The organism is Cellulomonas sp. RIT-PI-Y, from assembly GCF_025642745.1.
In the GTDB taxonomy this organism is placed as follows: Bacteria; Actinomycetota; Actinomycetes; order Actinomycetales; family Cellulomonadaceae; genus Cellulomonas.
The window spans coordinates 47,829-72,343 of the sequence record NZ_JANZKP010000006.1; the positions used below are offsets into that span (position 1 = coordinate 47,829).

22 protein-coding genes and 1 tRNA gene are annotated in these 24,515 nt (G+C 72.7%); 7 read left to right on the forward strand and 16 right to left on the reverse strand.

Going from position 1 to position 24,515, the window contains the following annotated elements; translation table 11 throughout:
- The 7 genes from thrC to OGL89_RS03640 form a co-directional block, all read right to left on the reverse strand.
- Complete coding sequence (thrC, locus tag OGL89_RS03610) at nucleotides 1-1,092, reverse strand: threonine synthase (RefSeq protein WP_263118504.1); 1,092 nt, start codon at nucleotides 1,090-1,092, stop codon at nucleotides 1-3.
- On the reverse strand, nucleotides 1,092-2,426 hold the full coding sequence (locus OGL89_RS03615; RefSeq protein ID WP_263118505.1) for a homoserine dehydrogenase: 1,335 nt from the start codon (nucleotides 2,424-2,426) through the stop codon (nucleotides 1,092-1,094). Before OGL89_RS03615 ends, thrC begins: the two co-directional genes overlap by 1 nt.
- A 139-nt stretch (nucleotides 2,427-2,565) precedes the next feature.
- On the reverse strand, nucleotides 2,566-2,919 hold the full coding sequence (locus OGL89_RS03620) for a DUF86 domain-containing protein (protein WP_263118506.1): 354 nt from the start codon (nucleotides 2,917-2,919) through the stop codon (nucleotides 2,566-2,568).
- Nucleotides 2,916-3,620 carry a nucleotidyltransferase domain-containing protein gene (locus OGL89_RS03625; RefSeq protein ID WP_263118507.1) on the reverse strand — a complete coding sequence of 235 codons (705 nt, stop codon included), beginning with the start codon at nucleotides 3,618-3,620 and terminating at the stop codon, nucleotides 2,916-2,918. The genes OGL89_RS03620 and OGL89_RS03625 overlap by 4 nt, the downstream gene beginning before the upstream one ends.
- A 35-nt stretch (nucleotides 3,621-3,655) precedes the next feature.
- Nucleotides 3,656-4,999: a diaminopimelate decarboxylase gene (gene lysA / locus OGL89_RS03630; protein ID WP_263118508.1), complete on the reverse strand. Its 1,344-nt coding sequence runs from the start codon at nucleotides 4,997-4,999 to the stop codon at nucleotides 3,656-3,658.
- Nucleotides 4,996-6,678 carry an arginine--tRNA ligase gene (gene argS, locus OGL89_RS03635; RefSeq protein ID WP_263118509.1) on the reverse strand — a complete coding sequence of 561 codons (1,683 nt, stop codon included), beginning with the start codon at nucleotides 6,676-6,678 and terminating at the stop codon, nucleotides 4,996-4,998. The genes lysA and argS overlap by 4 nt, the downstream gene beginning before the upstream one ends.
- A 43-nt stretch (nucleotides 6,679-6,721) precedes the next feature.
- Nucleotides 6,722-7,996 carry an MFS transporter gene (locus OGL89_RS03640; RefSeq protein ID WP_263118510.1) on the reverse strand — a complete coding sequence of 425 codons (1,275 nt, stop codon included), beginning with the start codon at nucleotides 7,994-7,996 and terminating at the stop codon, nucleotides 6,722-6,724.
- Between the two features lie 106 nt (nucleotides 7,997-8,102).
- Between OGL89_RS03640 and OGL89_RS03645 the strand changes: the two genes are divergently transcribed.
- Together OGL89_RS03645 and OGL89_RS03650 are read left to right on the forward strand one after the other, a co-directional pair.
- Complete coding sequence (locus OGL89_RS03645; protein ID WP_263118511.1) at nucleotides 8,103-8,756, forward strand: FCD domain-containing protein; 654 nt, start codon at nucleotides 8,103-8,105, stop codon at nucleotides 8,754-8,756.
- Between the two features lie 62 nt (nucleotides 8,757-8,818).
- Nucleotides 8,819-8,891 (forward strand) — tRNA-Arg (locus OGL89_RS03650).
- An 87-nt stretch (nucleotides 8,892-8,978) separates the two neighbouring features.
- Here the strand turns inward: OGL89_RS03650 and OGL89_RS03655 are convergent.
- Nucleotides 8,979-9,389, reverse strand: a complete 411-nt coding sequence (locus OGL89_RS03655) for a RidA family protein (protein ID WP_263118512.1) — start codon at nucleotides 9,387-9,389, stop codon at nucleotides 8,979-8,981.
- 140 nt (nucleotides 9,390-9,529) lie between these two features.
- Here OGL89_RS03655 and OGL89_RS03660 point away from each other — a divergent pair, with 140 nt between their 5' ends.
- From OGL89_RS03660 to OGL89_RS03675, 4 genes are all read left to right on the forward strand, one after another.
- Entirely contained in the window at nucleotides 9,530-9,874 is a 345-nt protein-coding gene (locus tag OGL89_RS03660) for a helix-turn-helix domain-containing protein (protein ID WP_263118513.1), read from the forward strand.
- Nucleotides 9,875-9,989: 115 nt separating this feature from the next.
- Nucleotides 9,990-10,613 (forward strand): hypothetical protein, encoded by a 624-nt coding sequence (locus OGL89_RS03665; RefSeq protein ID WP_263118514.1) that lies wholly within the window; start codon nucleotides 9,990-9,992, stop codon nucleotides 10,611-10,613.
- A 66-nt stretch (nucleotides 10,614-10,679) separates the two neighbouring features.
- Nucleotides 10,680-12,998, forward strand: coding sequence for an HAD-IC family P-type ATPase (locus OGL89_RS03670; protein WP_263118515.1), 2,319 nt, complete (start codon nucleotides 10,680-10,682; stop codon nucleotides 12,996-12,998).
- Between the two features lie 98 nt (nucleotides 12,999-13,096).
- On the forward strand, nucleotides 13,097-13,294 hold the full coding sequence (locus OGL89_RS03675; RefSeq protein WP_263118516.1) for a hypothetical protein: 198 nt from the start codon (nucleotides 13,097-13,099) through the stop codon (nucleotides 13,292-13,294).
- Here the strand turns inward: OGL89_RS03675 and OGL89_RS03680 are convergent.
- From OGL89_RS03680 to OGL89_RS03705, 6 genes are read right to left on the reverse strand one after another with little or no spacing between them, the layout of a single operon-like run.
- Nucleotides 13,291-14,145, reverse strand: a complete 855-nt coding sequence (locus OGL89_RS03680; protein WP_263118517.1) for an HAD family hydrolase — start codon at nucleotides 14,143-14,145, stop codon at nucleotides 13,291-13,293. The two genes, OGL89_RS03675 and OGL89_RS03680, sit on opposite strands and share 4 nt — an antisense overlap.
- 35 nt (nucleotides 14,146-14,180) lie before the next feature.
- Entirely contained in the window at nucleotides 14,181-15,842 is a 1,662-nt protein-coding gene (locus tag OGL89_RS03685; protein WP_263118518.1) for a glycoside hydrolase family 43 protein, read from the reverse strand.
- Nucleotides 15,839-18,247 (reverse strand): glycoside hydrolase family 3 N-terminal domain-containing protein, encoded by a 2,409-nt coding sequence (locus OGL89_RS03690; RefSeq protein ID WP_263118519.1) that lies wholly within the window; start codon nucleotides 18,245-18,247, stop codon nucleotides 15,839-15,841. The genes OGL89_RS03685 and OGL89_RS03690 overlap by 4 nt, the downstream gene beginning before the upstream one ends.
- A 6-nt stretch (nucleotides 18,248-18,253) precedes the next feature.
- Nucleotides 18,254-19,123, reverse strand: a complete 870-nt coding sequence (locus OGL89_RS03695) for a carbohydrate ABC transporter permease (protein ID WP_263118520.1) — start codon at nucleotides 19,121-19,123, stop codon at nucleotides 18,254-18,256.
- Complete coding sequence (locus OGL89_RS03700) at nucleotides 19,123-20,091, reverse strand: sugar ABC transporter permease (RefSeq protein ID WP_263118521.1); 969 nt, start codon at nucleotides 20,089-20,091, stop codon at nucleotides 19,123-19,125. Before OGL89_RS03700 ends, OGL89_RS03695 begins: the two co-directional genes overlap by 1 nt.
- Nucleotides 20,088-21,383, reverse strand: a complete 1,296-nt coding sequence (locus tag OGL89_RS03705; RefSeq protein WP_263118522.1) for an extracellular solute-binding protein — start codon at nucleotides 21,381-21,383, stop codon at nucleotides 20,088-20,090. The genes OGL89_RS03700 and OGL89_RS03705 overlap by 4 nt, the downstream gene beginning before the upstream one ends.
- 153 nt (nucleotides 21,384-21,536) lie before the next feature.
- Between OGL89_RS03705 and OGL89_RS03710 the strand changes: the two genes are divergently transcribed.
- A complete protein-coding gene (locus tag OGL89_RS03710) occupies nucleotides 21,537-22,535 on the forward strand; it encodes a LacI family DNA-binding transcriptional regulator (RefSeq protein ID WP_263118523.1) in 999 nt (332 codons plus the stop codon).
- Between the two features lie 37 nt (nucleotides 22,536-22,572).
- Here OGL89_RS03710 and OGL89_RS03715 read toward each other — a convergent pair whose 3' ends face one another.
- Both OGL89_RS03715 and OGL89_RS03720 read right to left on the reverse strand, forming a co-directional pair.
- Complete coding sequence (locus OGL89_RS03715) at nucleotides 22,573-23,601, reverse strand: Lrp/AsnC family transcriptional regulator (RefSeq protein ID WP_263118524.1); 1,029 nt, start codon at nucleotides 23,599-23,601, stop codon at nucleotides 22,573-22,575.
- Entirely contained in the window at nucleotides 23,598-24,512 is a 915-nt protein-coding gene (locus OGL89_RS03720; RefSeq protein WP_263118525.1) for an alpha/beta hydrolase, read from the reverse strand. Before OGL89_RS03720 ends, OGL89_RS03715 begins: the two co-directional genes overlap by 4 nt.
- Nucleotides 24,513-24,515 lie beyond the last annotated feature (3 nt).

Sequence of the window (24,515 nt, forward strand, 5' to 3'; positions counted from 1 at the left end):
TCAGCCGAGGTCCAGGGCGGCGGCGATCTCCATCACGTCGGGGCGGACCCGCACGGTCTCGACCTCGTCGCCGTCGGCGTTGCGCAGCGCCCACTGCGGGTCCTTGAGGCCGTGACCGGTGACGGTGATGACGATCCGCGCGCCCGCGGGCACCCGGCCCTGCTCCGCGGCGGCCAGCACCCCGGCCACCCCCGCGGCGGAGGCGGGCTCGACGAACACGCCGACCTGCGAGGACAGGAGCCGGTGCGCGTGCAGGATCTGCTGGTCGGTGACGGCCTCGATCAGGCCGCCGGAGACGTCACGGGCCTGCTCGGCCTGCGCCCAGGACGCGGGGTTGCCGATCCGGATCGCGGTGGCGATGGTCTCCGGCTCGGTGATCGGGTGCCCGGCGACGATCGGGGCCGCGCCGGCCGCTTGGAAGCCCCACATCGCCGGCGTCCGGCTGGACACCGCGGGCAGGTCCGCGCCGCCGTCCAGGCCCGCGTACTCGCGGTAGCCCTTCCAGTAGGCGGTGATGTTGCCGGCGTTGCCGACCGGCAGCGCGTGGATGTCCGGCGCGTCGCCGAGCGCGTCGACCACCTCGAAGGCACCGGTCTTCTGACCCTCGATCCGGTCCGGGTTCACCGAGTTCACCAGCTCGACCGGGTAGGCCTCGGCCAGCTTGCGGGCGGCGATCAGGCAGTCGTCGAAGTTGCCGTCCACCTGGAGCAGGCGGGCACCGTGCGCCACGGCCTGGCTGAGCTTGCCCATCGCGATCTTGCCGTCCGGCACCAGCACCGCGCAGAGCATGCCCGCGTGGGTGGCGTAGGCGGCGGCGGAGGCCGAGGTGTTGCCGGTGGAGGCGCAGACCACCGCCTTGGCACCCCGTCCGGCGGCCGCGGAGATCGCGGTGGTCATCCCACGGTCCTTGAACGACCCGGTCGGGTTCATCCCCTCGACCTTGACCCAGACCTCCGCGCCGGTGAGCGCGGACAGCGCCGGGGCGGACACCAGCGGCGTCCCGCCCTCCCCCAGGCTCACCACGCGCTCACGCACGTGGGCCGGCAACCGGTCGGCGTACTCCGCGATCACGCCGCGCCACTGCTGTGCCATCAGACTCCCTCAACCCTCAGGACGGACACGACCTCGCGCACGGAATCGTGCTCGGCGATCGCGGCGACGGTGGCCGACAGCGCGGCCTCCGTCGCCTCGTGTGTGGTGATCACCAGACGCGCCACGGACTCGGCGGGCTGGACGGACTGCCGGACGGCCTCGATCGAGACCCCGTGCTCGGCCAGGATCGTGGCGACCTGCGCCAGCACGCCGGGGCGGTCGGTGACGTCGATCCGGACCTGGTACCGGGTGCGGGCGGCCCGGGCGGGCAGCACCGGCAGGGCGGCGTAGAACGACTCGGCCGGTCCTCGCCCACCGTGCACCCGGTGCCGGGCCACCGACACCAGGTCGCCGAGCACCGCCGACGCGGTCGGAGCGCCACCGGCGCCGCGACCGTAGAACATCAGCTCGCCCGCGGCCTCGGCCTCGACGAACACCGCGTTGAACGCGCCGCGCACCCCGGCCAGCGGGTGGGAGCTCGGCACCAGGGCGGGGTGCACGCGCACCTGCACGCCCTCCGGGCCGTCGTCGTCCGCCAGGCGGTGCTCGGCGATCGCGAGCAGCTTGACCACGTGCCCGGTGCGCGCCGCCCAGGCGACGTCCTCGGCGGTGATCGACGTGATGCCCTGCCGGTCGACGTCGGCCAGCGACACCCGGGTGTGGAACGCCAGCGAGGCCAGGATCGCGGCCTTGGCCGCCGCGTCGTAGCCCTCCACGTCCGCGGTCGGGTCGGCCTCGGCGTAGCCGAGCTCCTGCGCCTCGGCCACCGCGGCGTCCAGGTCCAGCCCGTCGGTCGCCATCCGGTCCAGGACGAAGTTGGTGGTGCCGTTCACGATGCCGAGCACCCGGCGCACCCGATCACCGGTCAGCGACTCGCGCACCGGCCGGACCAGCGGGATCGCCCCGGCGACGGCGGCCTCGAAGTAGATGTCCACGCCCGCGGCGTCCGCGGCGGCGTAGAGCGTCGGGCCGTCCTCGGCCAGCAGCGCCTTGTTCGCGGTGACCACCGAGGCGCCGTTCCGGATCGCCCGCAGCAGCAGGGTCCGGGCGGGCTCGATGCCGCCGACCACCTCGACCACGAGGTCCGCCCGGTCCACCAGCGACTCCGCGTCCTCGGTGAGCAGCGCCGGGTCGACGACCGGGTCGCGGGGGGCCGTGGCGTCCCGCACCGCGATGCCCACCAGCTCCAGCGGGGCACCGACCCGGGCCGCGAGATCCGCGGACTCGGTGGTCAGCAGCCGCACCACCTCCGTGCCCACCACCCCGCAGCCGAGCAGGGCCACCCGCACCGGGGCGGGCTGGGACGTGACATCGGACGTGTGCTGCTGGGTCACCGGGTCTCCGTTCGCATCGGGCCGAACCGTGGCCGCGCGCGCCGGGACGGATGCGGTCCGCCGACCGCGCGGGCGGCCGACGCCCAGGATAGGGGTGCCGTGCGCGGGCGCAGGCGGGTATCCACAGCGTGGGCGCGGGTCACCGCAGCTCGGGCTCCAGGCCGGGGGCGTGCCGGTCGACGAGGTGGCGGACACCGGTGGTGAACCGGCCGAGCCGATGCTCGAGGATCTGCCGGATCCGCGCCGGGTCGACGCTGCGGTAGTCGTGGGCGATGAGGTTCCGGGTCGCGCGGATGCGGGGCCATTCATCACCGAACTCCGCGGCCAGCCAGGGTTCGGGCAACCGGGCGACGACCTCGATCGCGGCGGACAGCCGCATGCACACGGCGTCGAAGGTCATCGCACTGTCGAGCCGTCCGGTCGCGAGATGACGGTCCAGCACCGCGAGATGGTCGAGTGCGATGCCCAGGTTGTCCCGCGGGTCCCGGCTCACAGGGCCACCGCCTCGGGGATCGCCTTCCGTGCGATCCGCGGCCACAGCGCAGCGGCCTCGACCACGTCGACCCGGCGATCGAGCAGTCGTTCGAGGTCGACGGTCAGACTCCCGAGGTCCCAGAGGCTGGTCTCCTGTGCCACGTCGACCAGCAGGTCCACGTCCGACTCCACGTCGTCCTCCCCCCTGGCCACCGACCCGAACACCCGGACGTTGCTCGCCCCGTTCGCGGCGGCGATCCGGACGATCTCCTCGCGCTTGTCCCGCAGCACCCAGGTCAGGGTGCTCGGCACCCGCGCGGCGGGCGGCGCGGTCGCAGGCTCCGCGGTCTCCGGCACCGTGCTTTCCGGCCTTGCGGTCTCCGGCACTGCGGTCTCCGGCCTCGCGGTCTCCGGCCTCGCGGTCTCCGGCCTCGCGGTCTCCGGCCTCGCGGTCTCCGGCACCGCGCTCTCCGGCATCGCGAACGCGTACTCCACCCTCGGCCGGGTCGCCCGCAGCAGCCGCGCCACCTCCGGCTGACTCCGCCCGACCGCCGCGGCGATCTTCCGTTGGCTCCAGCCGAAGTCCGCCGCCTGCCGTACCGCACGGGTCAACGCCCGTGAGGCCTCCTCGCGCAGTCGGTCGACGTAGTCGTTTACGTCGTCCAGGTACTCGAGCAGCGCTCCGTCGACCGCGCTCGGTTCCGAGCCCTCGTCATCCATCCGGCACCTCCTGATAGGAGATGCTATCAACGTCGTCAGCCCAGGTCGAGGGCCAGCAGGTCGTCCTCGGTCTCCCGGCGCACCAGCACCCGGGTCCGCCCCGAGCCGACCGCCAGCACCGGCGGGCGGGGCACGTGGTTGTAGTTGGAGGCCATCGACCGGCCGTAGGCGCCCGTGGCCGCGACCGCCAGCAGGTCACCGGCGGCGATGTCCTCGGGCAGCTGCACCTCGCGCACGACGATGTCGCCGCTCTCGCAGTGCTTGCCCACCACTCGGGCGAGCACGGTCCGCTCGGCGCCCACCCGGTTCATCAGGGCCGCGGTGTAGTCGGCGCCGTAGAGCGCGGGGCGGATGTTGTCGCTCATCCCGCCGTCGACCGAGACGTAGGTCCGGACCCGGCCGTCGTCCAGGCGCACCGGCTTGACGGTGCCGACCCGGTACAGGGTGAGCGTGGTCGGACCGACGATCGTGCGACCGGGCTCGAAGGACAGCCGGGGCGCGGGGGTACCGAGCTCGGCACAAGCGTCGGTCACCGCGGCGGCGATGTCCTTCGCCATCCGTTCCGGGTCCAACGGCACCTCACCGGGCAGGTAGGCGATCCCGAACCCGCCGCCCAGGTCGACCTCCGGCACCAGCACGCCGGTCCGGGCGGCCAGGTCGGCGCGGAGCGCGAGCACGGCGCGGGCGGAGACCGTGAAGCCCTCCGGGTCGAGGATCTGCGAGCCGATGTGCGAGTGGATGCCGAGCAGGCGCAGCTCGGGCAGCTCGACCGCGCGCAGCAGGGCGGTGAGCGCGGGCGAGTCCTGCCCGGCGATCGACAGGCCGAACTTCTGGTCCTCGTGCGCGGTGGAGATGTACTCGTGTCCACCGGCGTGCACGCCGGTGGTGACCCGGACCATCACCGGAGCGGGCTCGCCACCGCGCTCCCGCACGAGGGCGGCGATCCGGTCCAGTTCCGGCAGCGAGTCGACGATGATCCGGCCGACCCCGGCGTCCAGCGCCCGGGAGATCTCGGCGTCCGACTTGTTGTTGCCGTGCAGGCCGATGTCCGCGCCCGGCACTCCGGCCCGGAGCGCCACCGCGAGCTCGCCGCCGGTGGCGGTGTCCACCCGCAGACCTTCCTCGTGCGCCCAGCGCGCGACGGCGACCGACAGGAACGCCTTGCCCGCGTAGTACACGTCGACCCCGCCGAACGCGGCCTCGAAGGCGGTGCGCAGGGTGCGCGCCCGGGCGCGGAAGTCGGCCTCGTCCAGCACGTAGGCCGGGGTGCCCTGGGCCTCGGCCAGCTCGCGCAGGTCGACCCCGGCCACCCGGACCGCTCCGTCGGGGTCGCGGACGGCGGAGGCGGGCCAGGGCAGACCGAGGCCGACCGGGTTCACATCCGCTCCGGCGCGGACACCCCGAGCAGGTCCAGACCGTTGGCCAGCACCTGGCGGGTGGCGTCGTTCAGCCAGAGCCGGGTGCGGTGCTCGTCGGAGACGGCCTCCTCGCCCCACGGCACGACCCGGCGCTTCTGGTCGTACCACTTGTGGTATCCACCGGCGACGGTCTCCAGATAGCGGGCGATCCGGTGCGGCTCGCGCAGCTCGGCGGCCTGCGCGACCACCCGGGGGAACTCCGCGAGCAGGCCGAGCAGCGAGGACTCGGACGGGTGGTCCAGCAGGGCGGCGTCGAAGCCGTCCTCCCGCCGCACCCCGGCCTCGGCCGCGTTCCGCGCCATGCTCGCGGTGCGCGAGTGGGCGTACTGCACGTAGAACACCGGGTTCTCGTTGGTGGCGGTCGACAGCAGGTCGAGGTCCAGGTCGATGCTCGAGTCCACCGAGGACCGGGCGAGGGAGTACCGCGCGGCGTCCACGCCGACCGCCTCGACCAGGTCGTCCAGGGCGACGACCGTCCCGGCCCGCTTGGACATCCGTACCGGCTGGCCGTCCTTCACCAGGTTGACCATCTGGCCGATCAGGATCTCCAGGTTGACCCCCGGCACGTCCCCGAACGCGGCGCAGGCGGCCATCATCCGGCCGATGTAGCCGTGGTGGTCGGCACCGAGCATCAGGATGGCCCGGTCGAAGCCGCGCTCGCGCTTGTCCAGGTAGTACGCCAGGTCACCGGCGATGTAGGCGGCGTCGCCGTCGGACTTCACGATGACGCGGTCCTTGTCGTCACCGAAGTCGGTGGTGCGCAGCCAGACCGCGCCGTCGGCCTCGAAGATGTGGCCCAGCTCGCGCAGCCGGGCGACCGCCCGCTCCACGGCGCCGGACTCGTGCAGGGAGTCCTCGTGGAAGTACACGTCGAAGTCGACGCCGAAGTCGTGCAGCGCCTTCTTGATCTCGTCGAACATCAGGTCGACGCCCCGGGACCGGAACACCTCCTGCGCCTCGGCGTCGGGCAGCTCGCGCGGGTCGGTGCGCCCGGAGGTCACCTCGTCGGCGATCACCCGGTCGGCGATGTCCTGGATGTACTGGCCGCCGTAGCCGTCCTCCGGCGCCTCCAGACCGCGGGCCCGGGCCAGCAGCGAGCGGGCGAACCGGTCGATCTGGGCGCCGTGGTCGTTGAAGTAGTACTCGCGGGTCACGTCCGCACCGGCGGCGGCGAGGATCCGGGCCAGGCTGTCGCCGACCGCGGCCCAGCGGGCCCCGCCGATGTGGATCGGGCCGGTCGGGTTGGCCGAGACGAACTCCAGGTTGATCCTCTGGCCGGTCTGGCTCTCGCCGCGGCCGTAGGCCTCGCCGGAGTCGACGATCGACCGTGCCAGCTCGCCGGCGGCCGCCGCGTCCAGCGTGATGTTGAGGAAGCCGGGGCCGGCGATGTCCACGGCGGCGATGCCGGGCACGTCGGCCAGCCGGCGGGTGAGCTCCTCGGCGAAGGCGCGCGGGTTCATCCCGGCCTTCTTGCCCAGCTGCAGGGCGACGTTGGTGGCCCAGTCGCCGTGCTCGCGCTGACGGGGTCGCTCCACGTGCACGGTGTCGGGCAGGTCGTCGGCGGCGAGGGCGAAGGTGCCGTCGGCCACCGCCGCGGTGAGGGCGGCGTGCAGGGAGGCGGAGAGCTCAGCGGGGGTCACCGGCCCAGGGTATCGAGCCCCGGCCGGTGCCCGGTACGCCGATTCAGTGCTCGGGACGGGCCTTCGGCAGCCAGGAGTCCTCCAGGAACGCCGGCCGGCAGGCGACGACCGCGCCGGCCATCAGCACCGCCAGCGTGCCGATCAGGAACACCAGTGGCCAGGTCCAGGCGGCGGTGGCGTCGTAGAGCACGCCGATCAGCAGCGGACCGACCGCCGCGATGGCGTAGCCGATCCCCTGGGTGAACCCGGACAGCGAGGCGGCACCGGCGGAGGTCCGGGTGCGCAGGTTGATCAGGGCGAGCAGCAGCGGGAACGCGCCCGGGCCGAGTCCGCCGACCAGCACCCACAGCCAGACCGGGCCGGACGGGTGCACCAGCAGGCCGACGTAGCTGAACAGCCAGCAGGCGACGAAGAAGATCACCAGGCCGATCGGGTTGCGCATCCTGGTGGCCGCGATCGGGGCGATCAGCGCCGGGGGCAGTCCGAGGATCGCGTAGACGCTCAGCCAGGTCCCGGCGGAGTGCGGCGAGGTGCCCGAGTCGATCAGGATCTGCGGCAGCCAGGCGAACATGGCGTAGGAACCGAGGGAGTTCATCGCGAAGGTGACACCCATCCCCCAGGCCAGCGGACTGCGGTACACCCGGCCGCCGGAGCGGTGCCGGCTGGTCAGGGCCGGCGTGGTCGCCGGTCCACGGCGCAGCAGCCCTGCCAGCTCGACCCGCGTCGCCGCCGACCGGACCACCACGACGATCCAGGGCAGCGCGGCGAGGATGCCGATCAGCGCCCAGACGGACAGCGCCGGGCGCCAGCCCACCCGGTCCGCGACCGGCACCACCACCGCGGCCGGCAGGGCGGTGCTCACGCTCAGCGTCACCGAGTAGGCGGAGGTCACCACGCCGACCCGGTCCGGGAAGTACCGCTTCACCAACGGGGGCAGCAGCACATTGCCCATGCCCATCCCGGCCAGGGCCACCACCGTCCAGGCCAGGAACCCGGTGGAGGTACCCGCGGCGGAGCGGACGATCTCCCCCGCCGCGGACAACGCCATCGCCGCGATCAGCAGCGGCTCCAGCCCGACCCGCCGGGCCAGCAGCGGGGTCAGCGCACCGAAGACCGCGAAGGACGCGACCGGGATCGTCCCCAGCAGACCGGCCTGGGTCGCCGACAACGCGACATCCGCGCGCACCAGGTCCAGGATCGGCGACACCGACGCCACCGCGATCCGGAGGTTCAGGGCGACCAGCAGCACCCCGACCAGCACCACGACGCGTCCCCGCCAGGGACGCAGCTCGGGCTGGACGGTCTCGGGCGCGGGCATGGGAACTCCGAATTCATGGGAAGGTGGCGTCGCCCGCACGGCGGCGGGATTTGACACGATGTCGGTCGGCACCGTTGCCGCACACCTGACCTGGGAGAGTACCCGCATGACGCGACGCACCGGCTTGATCGACGCCACGGTGTCCCAGCTCCGTGGGCGGATCTCCTCGGGCGAGTGGCCGGTCGGCACCCGGATCCCGGCCGAGCCGGCCCTGGTCGAGCTGCTGGGTGTGGGTCGCAACACGGTGCGTGAGGCGGTGCAGTCCCTGGTGCACTCCGGCCTGGTCGAGCGCCGCCAGGGCTCGGGCACCTACGTGCTCAGCGCGTCGGAGCTGTCGGTGACCTTCTCCCGGCAGATCGCCGACGCCCGGCAGCGGGACGTGGTCGAGGTCCGCCGGTCGCTGGAGGTCGAGGCCGCCCGGCTGGCCGCCCGGCGCCGCACCTCCTCCGACGTCGCCTCGATCACCGCCCTGCGCGAGGCGCGCGCCGAGGCCTACGCCGCCCACGCCCTGGACCGGATGGTCGCCGCCGACCTGGCCCTGCACCGCGCCATCGCCCGCGCCGCCCGCAACCCGGTGCTGCTGTCCCTGTACGAGAGCCTGATCGACGCGATCACGGAGAACATCCGGTTCAACTTCGCCCAGGTGCTCCAGGACGGGGACAACCACGACGGCCTGGTGGACGCGATCGTGCGCGGGGACGTGGCGGGGGCGGTCGACGAGACCTCGGACTACCTGTCGGGGCTGCTCGGGGAGGAGTGAGTGCCCTCAGCACTCCGCGGTGCTGGTAAGGTCATCCCTCGTACCGACCACGGTCGGAACACGCCCTCGTAGCTCAGTGGATAGAGCGTCTGCCTCCGGAGCAGAAGGTCGTAGGTTCGAATCCTATCGAGGGCACCCCGGTCGAAGGCCCGGCATCCCAGGATGCCGGGCCTTCGTCGTCGGCGGCACCCCGCGGCGACGAGCGGGTCCTGTCGGACCCGTTCAGGCCGCGATCGCGGTGACCTCCAACTCGACCCGCACGTCGGGCTCGAAGAGGTGGTCCACGCCGATCAGCGACGCGGGCGGGAGGGGCTGCGGGATGCCCAGTTCCCCGGCGACCCGTTCGACGCCCGCCATGAAGTCCCCGATCTGGGCGGGCGACCACCGCGTCACGTAGAAGGTCATGCGTACGACATCGGCGAACGACGCATCGGCTCCCGCGAGAGCGCGGTGCGTGTTGCGCAGCGTCTGCTCGACCTGCGTGCCCAAGTCGTCACCGCCGACGGGATCACCTTCCGAGTCACGGGCGATCTGGCCGCTGATGTGGATGTGCCGGGCGCCCTCGGCGACCGCGACGTGCGCGTAGGGCGTGTGGGGCTGGAGACCGGCCGGGCTGAAACGATGGACGGACATGGAACTCTCCTGGCTCTGATGGACAACGGTCTACTCTTGATACCTAGTTCCCTCAAGCCACTTCAAGGAGACCTGGTGTCATGCCGGATACCGCACCAGGCGGTCCGCGGCCGCACGTGAGCGCGGCCGACGAGCTGCGAGTGACCGCACCGCACCGCGAACTCCTGGACCAGGTGCTGGACAAGTGGTCCCTCAGCGTCCTGAACGAGCTGTGCGAGCGACCCTGCCGGTTCAACGCCCTGCGCCGGGCCATCCCCGAGGTCACGCAGAAGTCGCTCACGGCGACCTTGCGTCGTCTGGAGCGCAACGGCGTGGTGCAACGCTGTGTGACCGGCACACGGCCGGTGTCCGTGGAGTACCGGATCACCCCCCTGGGCAAGACGCTGCGTGGGCCGGTCGACGCGCTGCTCTCCTGGGCCGACCGACAGCTCCCCGCCATCGAGCGCGCACGGCAGGCGTTCGACCAGGCACTCGACGAGCGCTAGCCCCGTTCCCGAGGTGTTCGGCGGGTGCGCCGCCCACGCCGAGCCCGGTTGCGTGGCTCGTGGTCCCCGTTACGTTCGAGAAGCCACGTGAGCCATCACCAGGAGGACGACCCCCGTGATCACGACTTCTCCGTACACCCGTCGCGTCATCGCCGCCGCGCTCACCGCGAGCGCCGTCACCCTATGGGCCTCGGGCTGTTCGGGCGACGACGCCGAGGCCGACAGCACCACCGACACCGCGACGGTCGCGCCCGCCCCGACCGAGGCGGCCACCGACGAGGACGCCGCCACCACGGAGCCGACGAGTGACGCCGGACCGCTGTTCGACGGCAGCACGCTGGTCGACCTCCAGACCTACGCCGGCACCTGGGTGGCCACCACCGCCGAGGGTGCGGTGACCACCATCGACGACCCGGCCGCCTCCGAGGTGCCGAGCACCTGGGTGATCGAGCCGGCCGACGCCGAGGGGACCTACCACCTGGTGTCCAGCGCCACCACGGACGACCGGGAGATGTGCCTGACCCTGCCCGGCGACGACGTGGTGAACGTGAGCACCTGCGACCCGGCCGACGCCGGACAGCAGCTGAGCATCGCCTCCCTCGACCAGGTGGAGCAGGTGAACATCTCGAACGCGAACGGCTACCTGGTGTCCGACCCGGAGGGCGGCCTGGCGGTGGAGCCGGACCCGTCCAGCCCGGCGAGCGTGTTCACCCTGGTGGAGCGGGGAGCGGCGGGCTGATCCCACCGCGTTCCGACGGTGCCCCGAGCCGGTCCGGCCCGGGGCACCGTTGTCTAGGCTGGCTCCGTGCAGCCGTTGACCAGCAGTGAGGTGGCCGACCGCGTCCGCCGGGGCGAGATAAACCGGGTCGAGCGGGTGACCAGCCGTCGTACGCGCGACATCGTGGTCGCGAACGTCGTCACCCGGGTCAACGCGATCTACTTCGTGCTGTTCTGCGTCGTCGCGTCCACCGGCCACTGGATCGACGGGCTGTTCGGTCTGCTGATCGTGGTCAACAGCGGGGTCGGGATGGTGCAGGAGATCCGCGCGAAGCGGACCCTGGACCGGTTGGCGATCCTGAACGCGTCGACGGTGACGGTGCTGCGGGCCGAGGGCGCGGTGCCGATCGACCCGGGCGACATCGTGGTCGACGACGTGGTCGAGGTGGCCGCGGGCGATCAGGTGCCGGTGGACGGCGAGCTGCTGGCCAGCACCGGGCTCGAGGTGGACGAGTCGCTGCTGACCGGGGAGTCGGACGCGCTGGCCCCGGAGGTGGGTGCGGCGCTGCTGTCGGGGAGCCTGGTGGTCGCGGGCAGCGGTCTGCTGCGGGCGACCCGGGTGGGCGATCAGGCTTACGCCGCGCAGCTGGCCCGGGAGGCGGCGACCTACTCGACGCCGTCGTCGGGGCTGCGGGCCGGGATCGACACGATCCTGAGGTACCTGACCTGGGTGCTGATCCCGGTCGGTGCGCTGATGATCTGGAATCAGCTGACCCGGACGGAGCTGCCGCTGGGCGACGCGCTGCGCGGGATGGTGGCCGCCCTGGTGCCGATGGTGCCGGAGGGGCTGGTGCTGATGACCAGCGTGGCGATGGCGGTCGGGGTGATCCGGCTCGGTCAGCGTCAGTGCCTGGTGCAGGACCTGCCAGCGATGGAGGCACTGGCCCGGGTGGACGTGGTCTGCTTCGACAAGACCGGGACGCTGACCGAGGACGGGATGCGGGTCCGGGAGCTGGTGGTGCTGGAGGGCGACGACGCCGAGGCACGCTCCGCCCTGGCGCTGATCGGGGCGGGCGAGAACCGGCCGAACGCGAGCATGCAGGCGATCCTGGAGGCGACCGAGCCGAACGCCGCCGAGGCGCTGGCCCGGGTGCCGTTCTCCTCGGCTCGACGGTGGGCGGCCGCACAGGTGGCCGGGACGACCTGGGCGGTGGGCGGTCCGGATGTCCTGCTGCCCGGGCACCCGGCACTCGACCGGGCGGCGCACGAGTCGTCGCAGGGCCGTCGGGTGCTGGCACTGGTCCGGAGCGGACAGCCGCTGGCGGGGCAGTCGCTGCCCGAGGACCTGACCGCGGTCGCCCTGGTGGTCCTGGACCAGCGGGTGCGACCGGAGGCGGCGGAGACGCTGCGGTTCTTCGACGAGCAGGGGGTCACGCTCAAGGTGATCTCCGGCGATGCACCGGTGGCGGTCGGCGCGGTGGCGGCGCAGGTCGGGCTGGAGTCGTCGGTGACGGTGGACGGGCGGGACCTGCCGGAGGACGTCGCGGAGCTGGGTCGGGTCGCGGCGGGATCGAGCGTGTTCGGCCGGGTGCGTCCCGACCAGAAGCGCGAGCTGGTCCGGGCCCTGACCGACCGGGGCCACACGGTCGCGATGACCGGCGACGGGGTGAACGACGTGCTGGCCATGAAGGAGGCGGACGTCGGGGTGGCGATGGGCGGCGGCAGCCCGGCGGCGCGTGCGGTGGCCCGCCTGGTGCTGCTGGACTCCTCGTTCGCGACCCTGCCGTTCGTGGTGGCCGAGGGACGCCGGGTGGTGGCGAACATCGAGCGTGTCGCCACCCTGTTCCTGTCCAAGACGGTCTACTCGGTGCTGCTCGCGCTGGTGGTCGCGGTGACCGCGCTGCCGTTCCCGCTGCTCCCCCGGCACGTCACCCTGATCGCCTGGTTCACCATCGGCATCCCGGCGGCGGTGCTCGCGCTGGCACCCAACCGGGAGCCCGCCCGGGACGGGTTCGTGGCCCGGGTGCTGACCGCGGCGGTGCCCGGCGGGGTGGCGGTGGCGGTGTCCGCCTACGGGGCGTACGCGGTGGCCAGGTCGGTGATCGGCACCGGTCCCGGCGACGCGGTGCTGACCGCGACGGCGGCGTTCCTGGCCCTGGTGGTGGTGGCCTTCGACATCCTGATCGACGTGGCCCGGCCGTTGCAGGCGTGGAAGGTCGGCCTGCTGGTGGCGATGATCGGGGCGATGGCCGCGGTCGTGGCGATCCCGCTCGGCCAGCGACTGTTCCAGCTGGATCCGACCGACGGCCGGGTGCTGATGATCGCGGGGGCGGCCGCGGTGGTGGGGCTGGTGCTGCGCCGGGTGGCACGGGTCGTGGTCGGGCTGGTGCTGGCCCGGCGGGGCTGAGGCGGCTCGCGGCGCACCACCCGGCGGCAGACCGGGGCTCGATGGCGCTGGTCGTGGGCGCCTAGACTCGACCCGACCAACCGCGAAGGGGGCACAGCATGGGCGTGATCGGTGAGGCCGACGACGGCACCACCCGGGCGCTGCTGAGCGTGTTCGGCCCGGCGCAGATCGGCGACCCGCTGGCCCCGGACCGGGACGTGCCGGACGAGGACCGCGAGCGCGACCGGGCGTTGCAGGACGGGTTCGTCCGGGTGGTCGGCGCGGACGGCCGTTCGTACCTGGTGCCGCGGGGCTAGCGGGCCTCGATCAGCCCGAGCTCGACGAACGCGGTGGCCAGTCCCTCGTGCTTCGGACCGGGCGCGGTGCGGTCCGCGACCGCCAGCGCGGACGGGTCGCCGCCCTCGATGCCGACGCCGATCCCGGCGAACTCCAGCATCTCCAGGTCGTTCAGGCCGTCGCCGAACGCGATCGTGTCCTCACGCGGGACGCCCAGGTGCGCGATGACGTCCCGGATGCCGACCGACTTGTCGACCGCGGCGACGTAGATCTCGCCCGCGCGGTCGCCCAGGCCCGGGATCGAGCTGGGCAGTGCGGCGATCTCCGGCCCCATCTCGACCGCCAGTTCGGTGACCGTGACCGGGGAGTCGAAGCAGGTGATCTTGGCGAAGGACGCGGTCGACAGGTCGGCGTCCGCGGTCAGCCCGTCCAGGATGTCCAGCGGCCCCTCGTGCCGGGACTCCTCCGGGTCGACCGCCATCCGGGCGGACCAGGCGGCGCGCAGCCGCTCCTTCACGTCCGGCGGGCCGTACAGCGCGTCCGGCGCCTCCAGCACGTAGGCCGCGTCGTGCCGGGTCAGCACCTCGACCGCGTGTGCCGCGATCCCCGGCGGGAACCGGCGGTCGGCGAGCAGCTCGCCGCCGACCTCCACGTAGCCGCCGGCGCTGGCCACGATGCCGTCGAACCCGGCCGCCAGGATGCGCTCGGGCAGCATGGACTTGGGCCGGCCGGTGCACAGCAGCACCAGGTGTCCGGCGGCGCGGGCGGCCCGGACCGCGGCGACATGGCCCGGGGGCACGTCACCGTGGTCGGCGAAGGTGCCGTCCACATCGAGGAAGATGATCCGGCGGTGTGCGGGGTTCCCAGTCATCGAGGCCGACCCTATCGTGCCCCGCGGAGCAATCCTTACCGGGCGGTCGACAGTGGGCGGTAGCTGAGCCGGACGCGGACCGTGCTCGGCGCGGGCTGACCTGCGGGGGCACGACCGGCCGTGTCTCCGCGCACCGTGGCCGTCTTCGTGGCCGTCGCCGTGGTCGTGGCCGTCACGTACGGTCCGATCCACAGGCCGAGGAATCCACCCGCCGCGACCGAGTCCAGGTCGCGACCGTCCGCGACCGCGATCTCGCTCAGATGGTCGAGGTCGGGTCCGGACAGCAGGGCGTACTCCTGGCCGCGGGTCCGCAGCACCAGGGTGTTCCCCGCCGGGCCGGCGCCGAGCTCTTCGGGCTCCCCCGCCCGGACCAGCACCGCCCGGGTCACGGTGCCGTCGGTGAGCAGGGTCAGGTGGTCGGTCTCGGACTGCCGCACCGCCAGCCCGGCCCAGGTCCCCGGTGCGAGGCCGGCGGCGACGCTGACGACGACCTCGCAGTCCTGATGCCGCTGCCGCACGCCGAGGAACGACGACGGCTCGGTGTCGGCGAGCGTGGTCGTGCGGGCCGGCAGCAGCCAGTCGTCGCCGTCGGGGGTGGCCAGGTCGGTCGGCAGGTGCCGGGGCGCGCACCACGCCGGGTCGTCGGCCGGCACCACCGCGGGGCCGTCCGATACCGGCACCGCGCCGGCGGCGTCGGTTCGGTACAACGGCGGCGAGTTCGGCACCCGGGCGACCGAACTCACGGCCGAAATACCGAAGTCGGTGCGGGCGGACGCGGCGGGAGCGGACGCGGCGAACGGGACCTCGACCTCGCGGGGCACCCGGCCCTCCCCCGGCGCGAAGACCGGCCAGCCGTCCTGCCAGGTCACCGGGACCAGGAACGTCTCGCGGCCCAGGTTGTGGTGGAAGCCGCCGTACGGCCGCACGCCGAGCAGCAGCGCCCACCAGGAGCCGTCGACCGCCTGCACCAGGTCGGCGTGACCGACGGCGGCCACGTCCACGTCCCGGCCGAGGTGCCGATGGGTGAGCACCGGGTTGGCCGGATCGCCGAGGTAGGGGCCGGTGACGCGGTCGGCGCGGGCCACGACGACGGCGTGGTGGAACTCGGTGCCGCCCTCCGCGGTGAGCAGGTAGTACTGCCCGTCGATCCGGTAGAGGTGTGGGCCCTCGGACCAGACGGCACCGCGCACCGCGCCGGTCCAGAGCACGTGCTCCGGTCCGACCAGGGCGCCGTCGACCAGCTCGCGCAGCCAGATCTCGGTCTGGCCGTCCCACTCCGGGTCGGCGGCCGGGCGGGTGGCGTGGAACCAGACCCGGCCGTCGTCGTCGACGAACAGGGACGGGTCGATGCCCTCCCCCGCCAGCCACATCGGTGCGGACCACGGACCGGCGGCGTCCTCGGCGGTGAGCAGGAAGTGCCCGCCCGCGTCGACCGCGGTGCAGACCAGCCAGAACCGGCCGTCGTGATGCCGCAGGGTCGGCGCATACAGCCCGCGCGAGGACCCCACCCCCGCCAGGTCGAGCCGGTCGGTCACCGCATGACCGACCGGCTCCCAGTGCACCAGGTCCCGGCTGCGGTGGACCGGCAGCCCGGGCAGGTACTCGAAGGTCGAGTTGACCACGTAGAACCACTCCCCGACCCGGCACACGCTCGGGTCGGGGTAGCAGCCGGCCAGCACCGGGTTGGCGACCCTCACGCGGGCTCCGGCACCGTCGCGCGCGAGACCCGGACCAGTCGGCCGTCCGCGGCGGTGACCGGGTACACGTCACCGTCGATCGTCAGCCGGGCACGGGTGGTGGCCGTACCGGGCACCACCCGGGCCGCGCTCGCCCGGTGATTGGTGATGGTGCCGGAAGTGGTGTCCCGTGCGGCGTCGGTGCCTCCACCGGCGGCCGCCGCGTGGTCGCCGACCCACACGTCCACGTCGCCGGGCTCCACGATCCGGGTCATCGACCGGTCGCTGAACGCCAGCCGCGCGGTCGGCACCACGAACCGCAGCCGCACGGACTCCCCCGGCTCCAGCGCCACCCGGTGGTAGCCCACCAGCTGGGCGACCGGTCGCACCACCGAGCCGTGCAGGTCCTGGCCGTAGAGCTGCACCACGTCCTGTCCGGCGCGGTCGCCGGTGTTGGTCACGGTGACCTCGGCGGCGAACTCCCCGCCCGCGTCGACCCGCTCGTCCACCACCAGATCGGTGTGCGCGAAGGTCGTGTACGACAGGCCGAAGCCGAACGGCCGCACCGGGGTGGAGTCCGCGGAGGTCACGTCGGACGGCCCGCCGAGCACCGGCTGCAGGTAGCTGAACGGCTGCGCGCCCGCGGACCGGGGCAGGCTGACCGGCAGCCGCCCGGAGGGGTTGACCGCGCCGGTGAGGATGTCCGCGATCGCCAGGCCGCCCCCCTCACCGGGGAAGAACGCCTGCAGCACGGCCGCCGGTCGCGGGCCGTCGCCGAGCGCCCAGTCCAGGACGTAGGGGCGACCGGTGAGCAGCACCAGCACCACCGGGGTGCCGGTGGCCACCAGCTCCTCGACCAGTCGGCGCTGCACGCCGGGCAGGTCCAGGGACTCGGCGTCGTTGCCCTCGCCGACGGTGCCCCGCCCGAACAGCCCGGCCTGGTCGCCGACCACCACCACGGCGACCTCGGCGGCCCGGGCGGCGGCGATCGCCTCGTCGAACCCGGCGGTGTCTTCCCCCTCCACCGTGCAGCCCTCGACCACGGTCAGGTCCACGCCGGTCCGGCGCAGGGCCTCGGCGACGGTGGGCGCGTCGATGCCGATCGGCACCTCCGGGTACATCGGCAGCACGTGGTTGGCGAAGGCGTAGCAGCCCATCAGCGCGTCGGCCCGGTCGGCGTTCGGACCGATCACCGCGACCCGGGCGGCCCGCAGCGGCAGCACGCCGTCGTTGCTGAGCAGCACCACCGACTCCTCGGCCAGCTCCCGGGCGATCGCGCGGTGCTCCGCGGAGTCCAGGTCCAGCTCGGTCGGCGGGTCGTCGGCGTAGGCGCCCGGGTCGAGCAGACCGAGCTCCTCCTTCTGGGCCAGCACCCGCAGCACGGCCCGGTCCACGACCCCCTCGTCCGCGAGTCCGGCGCGGATCCGCTCGGCCAGGGGTGCCAGGTAGGCGTCGCCGGTCGGCAGCTCGACGTCGATCCCGGCGGTCAGCGCCAGCTCGGCGGCCTCGCCACGGTCGGCTGCCACCCGGTGCATGACCTCCAGGAAGGCGACCGCGAAGTAGTCGGCGACCACCACCCCGTCGAATCCCCAGTCCTCGCGCAGCACGCCGGTCAGGTAGGCGTCCGAGGCGGCCATCGGCACCCCGTCCAGGTCGACGTAGGCGTTCATCACCGAGCGGGCGCCGCCGTCCCGGACCGCCATCTCGAACGGGGGCAGCAGCACGTCGGCCACCTCCCGCGGTCCGATGCTCACCGGCGCGTGGTTCCGCCCGGCGTGCGAGGCGGAGTACCCGACGAAGTGCTTCAGCGTCGCGTGCACCCCGGCGTCCTGGATGCCGCGCACGTAGGCGGTGCCGACGGTGCCGACCAGGTACGGGTCCTCGGCGATGCACTCGTCCACCCGGCCCCAGCGCGGGTCACGGATCACGTCCAGCACCGGGGACAGTCCCTGGTGCACGCCGAGCTGCCGCATGGACGCGCCGATCGCGTGCCCGGCCCTCTCGACCAGGTCCGGGTCGAAGCTCGCCCCCCAGGCCAGCGGCGTCGGGTAGGTCGCTGCCTGCCAGGCGGCCAGCCCGGTCAGGCACTCCTCGTGCACCAGCGCGGGGATGCCCAGCCGGGTCTCGCGCTGGAGCCGGCGCTGCTCGGCCCACAGCCAGGCGGCCCGCTCGGCGGGATCCACCGGCCGGGTGCCGTAGACCCGGGTGTAGTGACCGATGCCGTGCCGCGTGACCTGGGCCAGCTCGCTCGACTGCTGCTGGCCGGCCGCCATCTCGGACTGCATCGGGGCGACCGTGCCGTTCTGGTCGATCCAGTAGCCGACGATCTGGGCGAGCTTCTCCTCCAGCGTCATCGCGGCGTGCAGATCGCGGACGCGCTGGGAGACGACGGGCATGGCACGCATGGGCAGTTCTCTCTCGGTCATGGGTGGTCAGCCCTTCACGGCGCCGGTGAGGCCACCGACGATCCGGCGCTCGAACAGGGAGAAGAAGATCAGCGCGGGGATCATCGACAGCGAGGTGAAGGCCAGCACCCGGGCGGTGTCCACCGAGTACTCCGAGGCGAAGGCCTGCACACCGAGCGGCAGGGTGAAGGACGAGGAGTCGTTCAGGATGAACAGCGGCAGCATGTAGCTGTTCCAGCTGGCCACGAAGGCGAGGATGCCGACCGTCACCACGCCGGGGACGGACAGCGGCAGCACCATCCGGACGAAGAAGCCCAGTCGGCTCGCCCCGTCGATCGCGGCGGCCTCCTCCAGCTCCTTGGGGATGGCGGCCAGGAACGGCACCAGGATGATCACGGCCTGCGGCAGCGCGAAGGCGATCTGCGGCAGGATGATCCCGGCCAGCGAGTTCATCAGGCCGAGGTCCTTGATCAGGATGTACAGCGGCGTGATCGCGACCGTCATCGGGAACATCAGACCGGCGGCGAACAGCGCGTACATCGCCCCGCGTCCGGCGAACCGGTAACGGGCCAGGACGAAGCTGACCATGAGACCCAGCACCACCACTCCGGCGGTGGTGCCCAGACCGGCGACCGTCGAGTTGCCGACCTGCTGCCAGAACCCGGAGGAGGACAGCACCTCGGCGAAGTTGGTCAGCTTCCAGGTCGACGGCAGCCCGGACGGGTCCGAGGTGATCTCCGAGTTGGTCCGGAAGCCGCCCAGGATGATGTAGACCACCGGGGCGATGCACAGGCCGACGAACAGCCACGCCACCACGTAGACCATCGGGTTGACCCGGCTGACCGGGCCGCGGGTGCGGGTGCGGGGCAGCCGCCCGGCCGCCGTGATCGCCGCCATCACTTCTTCCCCTCCGTCAGCGCGCCCGCGGTGTCCCGGCGGAGCACGTAGCGCTGGTAGGTCAGCGCGATGACCAGGCTGATCAGGAACAGCACGACCGCGACCGCGTTGCCGTAGCCGAAGTTCCCGGAGTTGCGGCCGTTGGTGACCATGTAGGTCGCCATGGTCGACGTCCCGGCGGTGGCCGCCACGTACTGACCCCAGATGATGTAGACCAGGTCGAACAGCTGCAGCGAGCCGATGATCGACAGGAACGCCCAGATCCGCAGGGTCGGGCCGAGCAGCGGCAGGGTGATCCGGCGCTGGGTCTGCCAGTAGGACGCGCCGTCGATGGACGCCGCCTCGGACAGCTCCTCCGGGATGGACTGCATCCCGGCCAGGAACAGGATCACCGCGAAGCCGATGTACTTCCAGCTGATGATCAGCATCAGCGACCAGATCGCGATCGACGGGTCGGACAGCCAGTCGGTGGTCCACGACTCCAGGCCGATCTTGGTCAGCAGGTCGTTCACCGCACCGTTGGTCTGGAGCATCAGGCTCCACCCGGTGCCGACGATCACCTCCGAGACCACGTACGGCACGAAGATCAGCACCCGGACCAGGCTGCGGCCGCGCATCCGCTGGTTCAGCAGCAGCGCCAGCAGCACCGCGGCCGGGCCCTGGAGCACCAGCGACGCGATCACGATGAAGCCGTTGTGCTGCAGCGCGTCGTGGAAGGTCGGGTCCCGGAGGATCGTCAGATAGTTCTTGAACCCGACGAAGTCCGTGGGGGCGCCGTAGCCCTTCCAGCTGAAGAAGCCGTAGTAGGCCGCCATCAGCACCGGGAAGATCACGAACGCGACGAAGATCAGGATCGCCGGACCGGAGAGCAGGGTGATCTCCGCGCGCTTGCGCCAGTCCGCCGACCGGCGACGCCGGGCCGGGGTCGCCGTGACCCCGGCCCGGGTGCCCTGCACCAGAGCGGTCATTCCTTCGCGGCGGCCGAGCTGACCGCGTCCACGATGCCCTGCGGGTCGCCCTGGCCCGCGAGCAGGTCGACCACGCCGGCGTTCAGCGCGTTGCCGACGTTGGCGCCGTACAGGGTGTCCAGCCAGACCTGCACGTAGGGCGCGTCGTTGTAGGCGGCGAGCACCTCCTGCAGGGCCGGGTCGGTGACGACCCCCTGCGCCTCCTTGTTGGCGGGCAGCGTCTGGAAGGCGTCGGCGTAGGCCTCCTGGTTCTCCTTGCTGAGCACGAAGTTCAGGAAGTCGGCGCAGGCGTCCGGGGCGTTCACCGAGCAGGAGTAGCCGTCGACGCCGCCCATCATGGCGCCGTCGCCGCCCTCACCGCCGTCCACCGCCGGGAACGGGAACCAGCCGAGGTCGCTCAGCGGCTGCTCGTCCGGGGTGAGCGAGGAGACCACGCCGGGCTCCCAGGCGCCCATCAGCTCCATCGCGGCCTGGTGGTTGGCCAGCAGGCCGGCGGACGACCCCGCACCCTGCTGGGCGGTGGTGGTGAGGAAGCCGTTGTTGAACGGCTCGGTCCCGGCGAACTCCTCCAGGTCCTCGCCGGCCTTCAGCCAGCACGGGTCGGAGAAGTCCTTGCTGGTGGCGGACTCGGTCATGGTGTCCTGCGCGCACTCGCGCAGCGCGAAGAAGTAATACCAGTGCGCGGCGGGCCAGGCGTCCTTGGCGCCCAGGGCGATCGGGTCGATGCCCGCGGCCTTCAGCGTGGTCACCGCGTCGGACAGGTCGTCCATCGTGGTCGGGGCCTCGGTGATCCCGGCCTGGGCGAACAGGTCCTTGGAGTAGTAGATGCCGCCGGGCAGCACCGACACCGGCATGCCGTAGACCTTGTCGTCGATGGTGAACGGGCTGAACGCGGCGTCGCCGACCTCGCTGGTGACATCGTCCGAGATCAGGTCGGTCAGGTCCTTGGCCTGTCCGGCGGCGACCACGTCCGCGAGCTTGCCGCCGCCGCGGGCCATGAAGATGTCCGGCGCGTCGCCCGAGTTCAGGGCGGTCTGCAGCTTGCCGTCCATGTCCTCGTTCTGGATCGCCTGGACCTCGATGGTGACGCCCGGGTTCGCCTCCTCGAACTGCGCGACCATGTCCTCCCAGTACGCCTTGCCGTCGCCGGTGGTCGAGTTGTGCCAGAACGTCATCGAGACGTCGCCGTCGCCGTCCCCGGAGCCGCTGCCCGAGCCACCACCACAGGCGGTCAGGGCGAGGAGCCCGGTCAAGATCGCGGCCGGGACGGCCCGCTTCCTACGAGCAGTCATCAGATCGTCCTCTTCGTTGAGTGTGACCAGAGCGGGTGCGGGCCTGACCCCCATGTCGTCCTCGACCCGGTTGCGCCGCCCACTGTCGCAGCGGCGATTCCGACGTGTCAACCGTTATCGATAACGTTTTCGCAACCCGGTACGCTGCGGTCCATGACGCGTCGAGTGACGATCACGGACGTGGCACGGGCGGCCGACGTCTCGGTGTCCACGGTGTCCAAGGTGATCAACGGCCGGTACGGGGTGGCGCAGTCCACCTCGACCCGGGTGCAGCAGGTGATCCAGGAGCTGGGCTACGAGTCGAGCCTGGTGGCCCGCTCGCTGCGCTCGCACCGGACCCACGTGATCGGGATCCTGGTCGCCGAGTTCGAACCGTTCAGCACCGAGATCCTCAAGGGCGCGGCCGCCGCGGTGTCGGACGCGGGCTACGAGCTGCTGGCCTACACCGGGGCCACGGTCAGCGGCGGCGCCGGATGGGAGCGCCGCTACCTCTCCCGGCTCAGCGGCACCCTGATCGACGGCGCGGTGCTGGTCACCCCCTCCGTGGTCGACGTGGACGCGCAGATCCCGGTGGTCGCGGTCGACCCGCACACCGGCCCGAGCGGCTTCCCCACCGTCGACTCCGACAATCTCACCGGCGCCCGGCTGGCGACCGAGCACCTGATCGGGCTCGGGCACCGCCGGATCGCCTTCCTGGCCGGACGTCCCGACCTGGAGTCCTCGCACCTGCGCGAGACCGGCTACCGGGACGCGCTGGCCGCGGCCGGGCTGCCGGTGGACGAGTCCCTGATCCGGGTCGGCGACTACCGCTCCGAGGCCGCCCGGGCGCCGATGTCCGAGCTGCTCGGGCTCGCGGACCGCCCCACCGCCGTGTTCGCGGCCAACGACATCTCGGCGATCGCGGCGATGGAGGTCGCCCGGGCCGCCGGACTGCGGGTGCCGGAGGACCTGTCGGTGGTCGGATTCGACGACGTGCCGGAGGCCGCCGGGGCCACCCCGCCGCTGACCACCGTCCGGCAGCCGATCCAGCGGCTCGGGGCGGAGGCGGTGACCCTGCTGCTGGCACTGCTGAACGGGGACCGGCCCGCCACCACGCACGTCCGGCTGGACACCACGCTGGTCCGCCGGGGGTCCACGGCGCAGCCGGGCTGAGCCGTTCGACGCCCGGCCGGACCCGCTCGGCGGCCGGTCAGACCGCGACCGCCGACTCCGGTCCGAGCTGGGCCCGCCACCACGGCGTCTCCACCGAACCGCGCTTGAGGTAGACCAGCTCCATCGACGCGCTCCAGCCCTCCACCCCGTCGAGCAGGGAGAGCGTGCGCTGGATGAAGGCGTGCAGCTCGGTGGCCGACGGGGTGATCACCTCGCACAGCAGCGAGTTGTCGTCCAGCAGCGCGGCCAGGTAGCGGACGGACGCGTGCGTCGCGAGCTGCCGGGCCACCGCCTCCAGCCGCGCGGGCGCCACGCGGACCGTCACCAGGGTCTCGGTGCCCATCCCGAGCGCCGCCGACGGCACCAGGGTGACCACCTCGACGCAGGCGTTGGCCCGCATCCGGTCGAACCGGCGCCGCACGCTGCTCTCGTTCATCCCGACCGTCTGGGCGATCGACTGGAAGGTGTCCCGGCCGTCCAGGCGCAGCCGCTCCAGGATCGCCCAGTCGGCGGCGTCCATGTGGCTGGGGTCGCACGGCTCCGGTTCGGCGGTGCGGGCCTGCACCGGCGTGGGGGTGCCGTCCGTGAGCAGAGCGCCGGACAGCTGACGGCCCCAGTCGTGGCTGACCTTGTAGACGTGCATGATCAGGTCGCTGCGCCAGCGCTCGATGCCGGGGATGGTCTGCAGGTCGGCCAGCAGGTACGGGTACCGATCGGCCCCGCCGTGCACGACCAGTTCGGCGATGATGTCGAACTCCCCGGTCACGATCGTGCAGAACCGCACATCGGGCCGGGCCACCAGCTGCTCGGCGACCGCGGCCTGGGCACCCGGGGTGCAGGTGATCCGGATCCAGAAGTTGTCGTACAGCCCGTGCGCACCGAGGGCGGGCACGGCCGTCACCTTGACGATGCCGTCCGCGAGCAACTGCTGGCCGCGCCGCACCACCGTCGTGACCGGGCTGTCCACGGCGTCCGCGATGGTCCGCCACGACGCCCGCCCGTCCTGCTGCATCGCGACGACGATGCGCCGGTCGAGGTCGTCGAGCAGCTGGAGCCGGGGGTTCACGCGGGCGGCACCGGTCGCACGGTCGGCGGGTACACCTCGTGCAGGAAGCTCCGCACGGTCGACGTCCATTCCTCGGCCTCCTCGATCTGCGGTGAGTGGCCCGACCGTTCGAACACGACCAGCCGGGCGTCCGGCACCAGCCGGGCGATCGTCTCACTGCACGACACCGGCGTGATCCAGTCCGTCCGACCGACCGTGACCAGCGTCGGCGCCGTCACACCGGGCAGCACCGGCTTGAGATCGTAGCGGGGCAGGTTCTGCGAGAAGGCGGCGTTGTGCGCCCGGTACCGGTACGGCGTGGCACGGACCTTGCGCTCCACCGCCTCCGGGTCGTAGACGTAGTCGTAGAGCGGGAGGATCTCGCGCCAGCAGTCCGCCAGATCCGCGTCGTCGCGCACCCGGCCCGAATCGATCCGGTCGAACTTCTCCATGTCGATCGTGACCCGGTCCGAGGCGAGGGCGTTCTGCCGGGCCAGCGCCGCGTTCCCGTGGTCCGGGGAGGTGTCCCGGAGCACCAGCGCGCTGACCCGGTCGGGGTAGCGCACCGCGTACTCCATCGCCATGAACCCGCCGTAGGAGCCGCCGGCCATCGCCACGGTCTCCGCGCCCGCCCACTCGCGCAGGCCGTCCAGGTCGGCCGCCCACTGCTCGTGCGAGAACTCACCCGAGCCCTCGCTCTCGCCGCTGCCGCGCGCGTCGAAGACGATCACCCGGTACTCGTCCGCCAGCCGCCCGAAGCTGGCCCGCGGCTCGGCACGGGACCCGAGTCCCGGGGCACCGTGGTGGGTGAGGACGACGGGCGCGTCCGGCGGGCCGAGCACCTCGACGGCGAGCTCGTTCCCGTTGATCCGGACACGCTGCGCCGGTGTGGTCGCGGCGGCGAACTCGGGTGACACCTCGGACGGACTCATGGA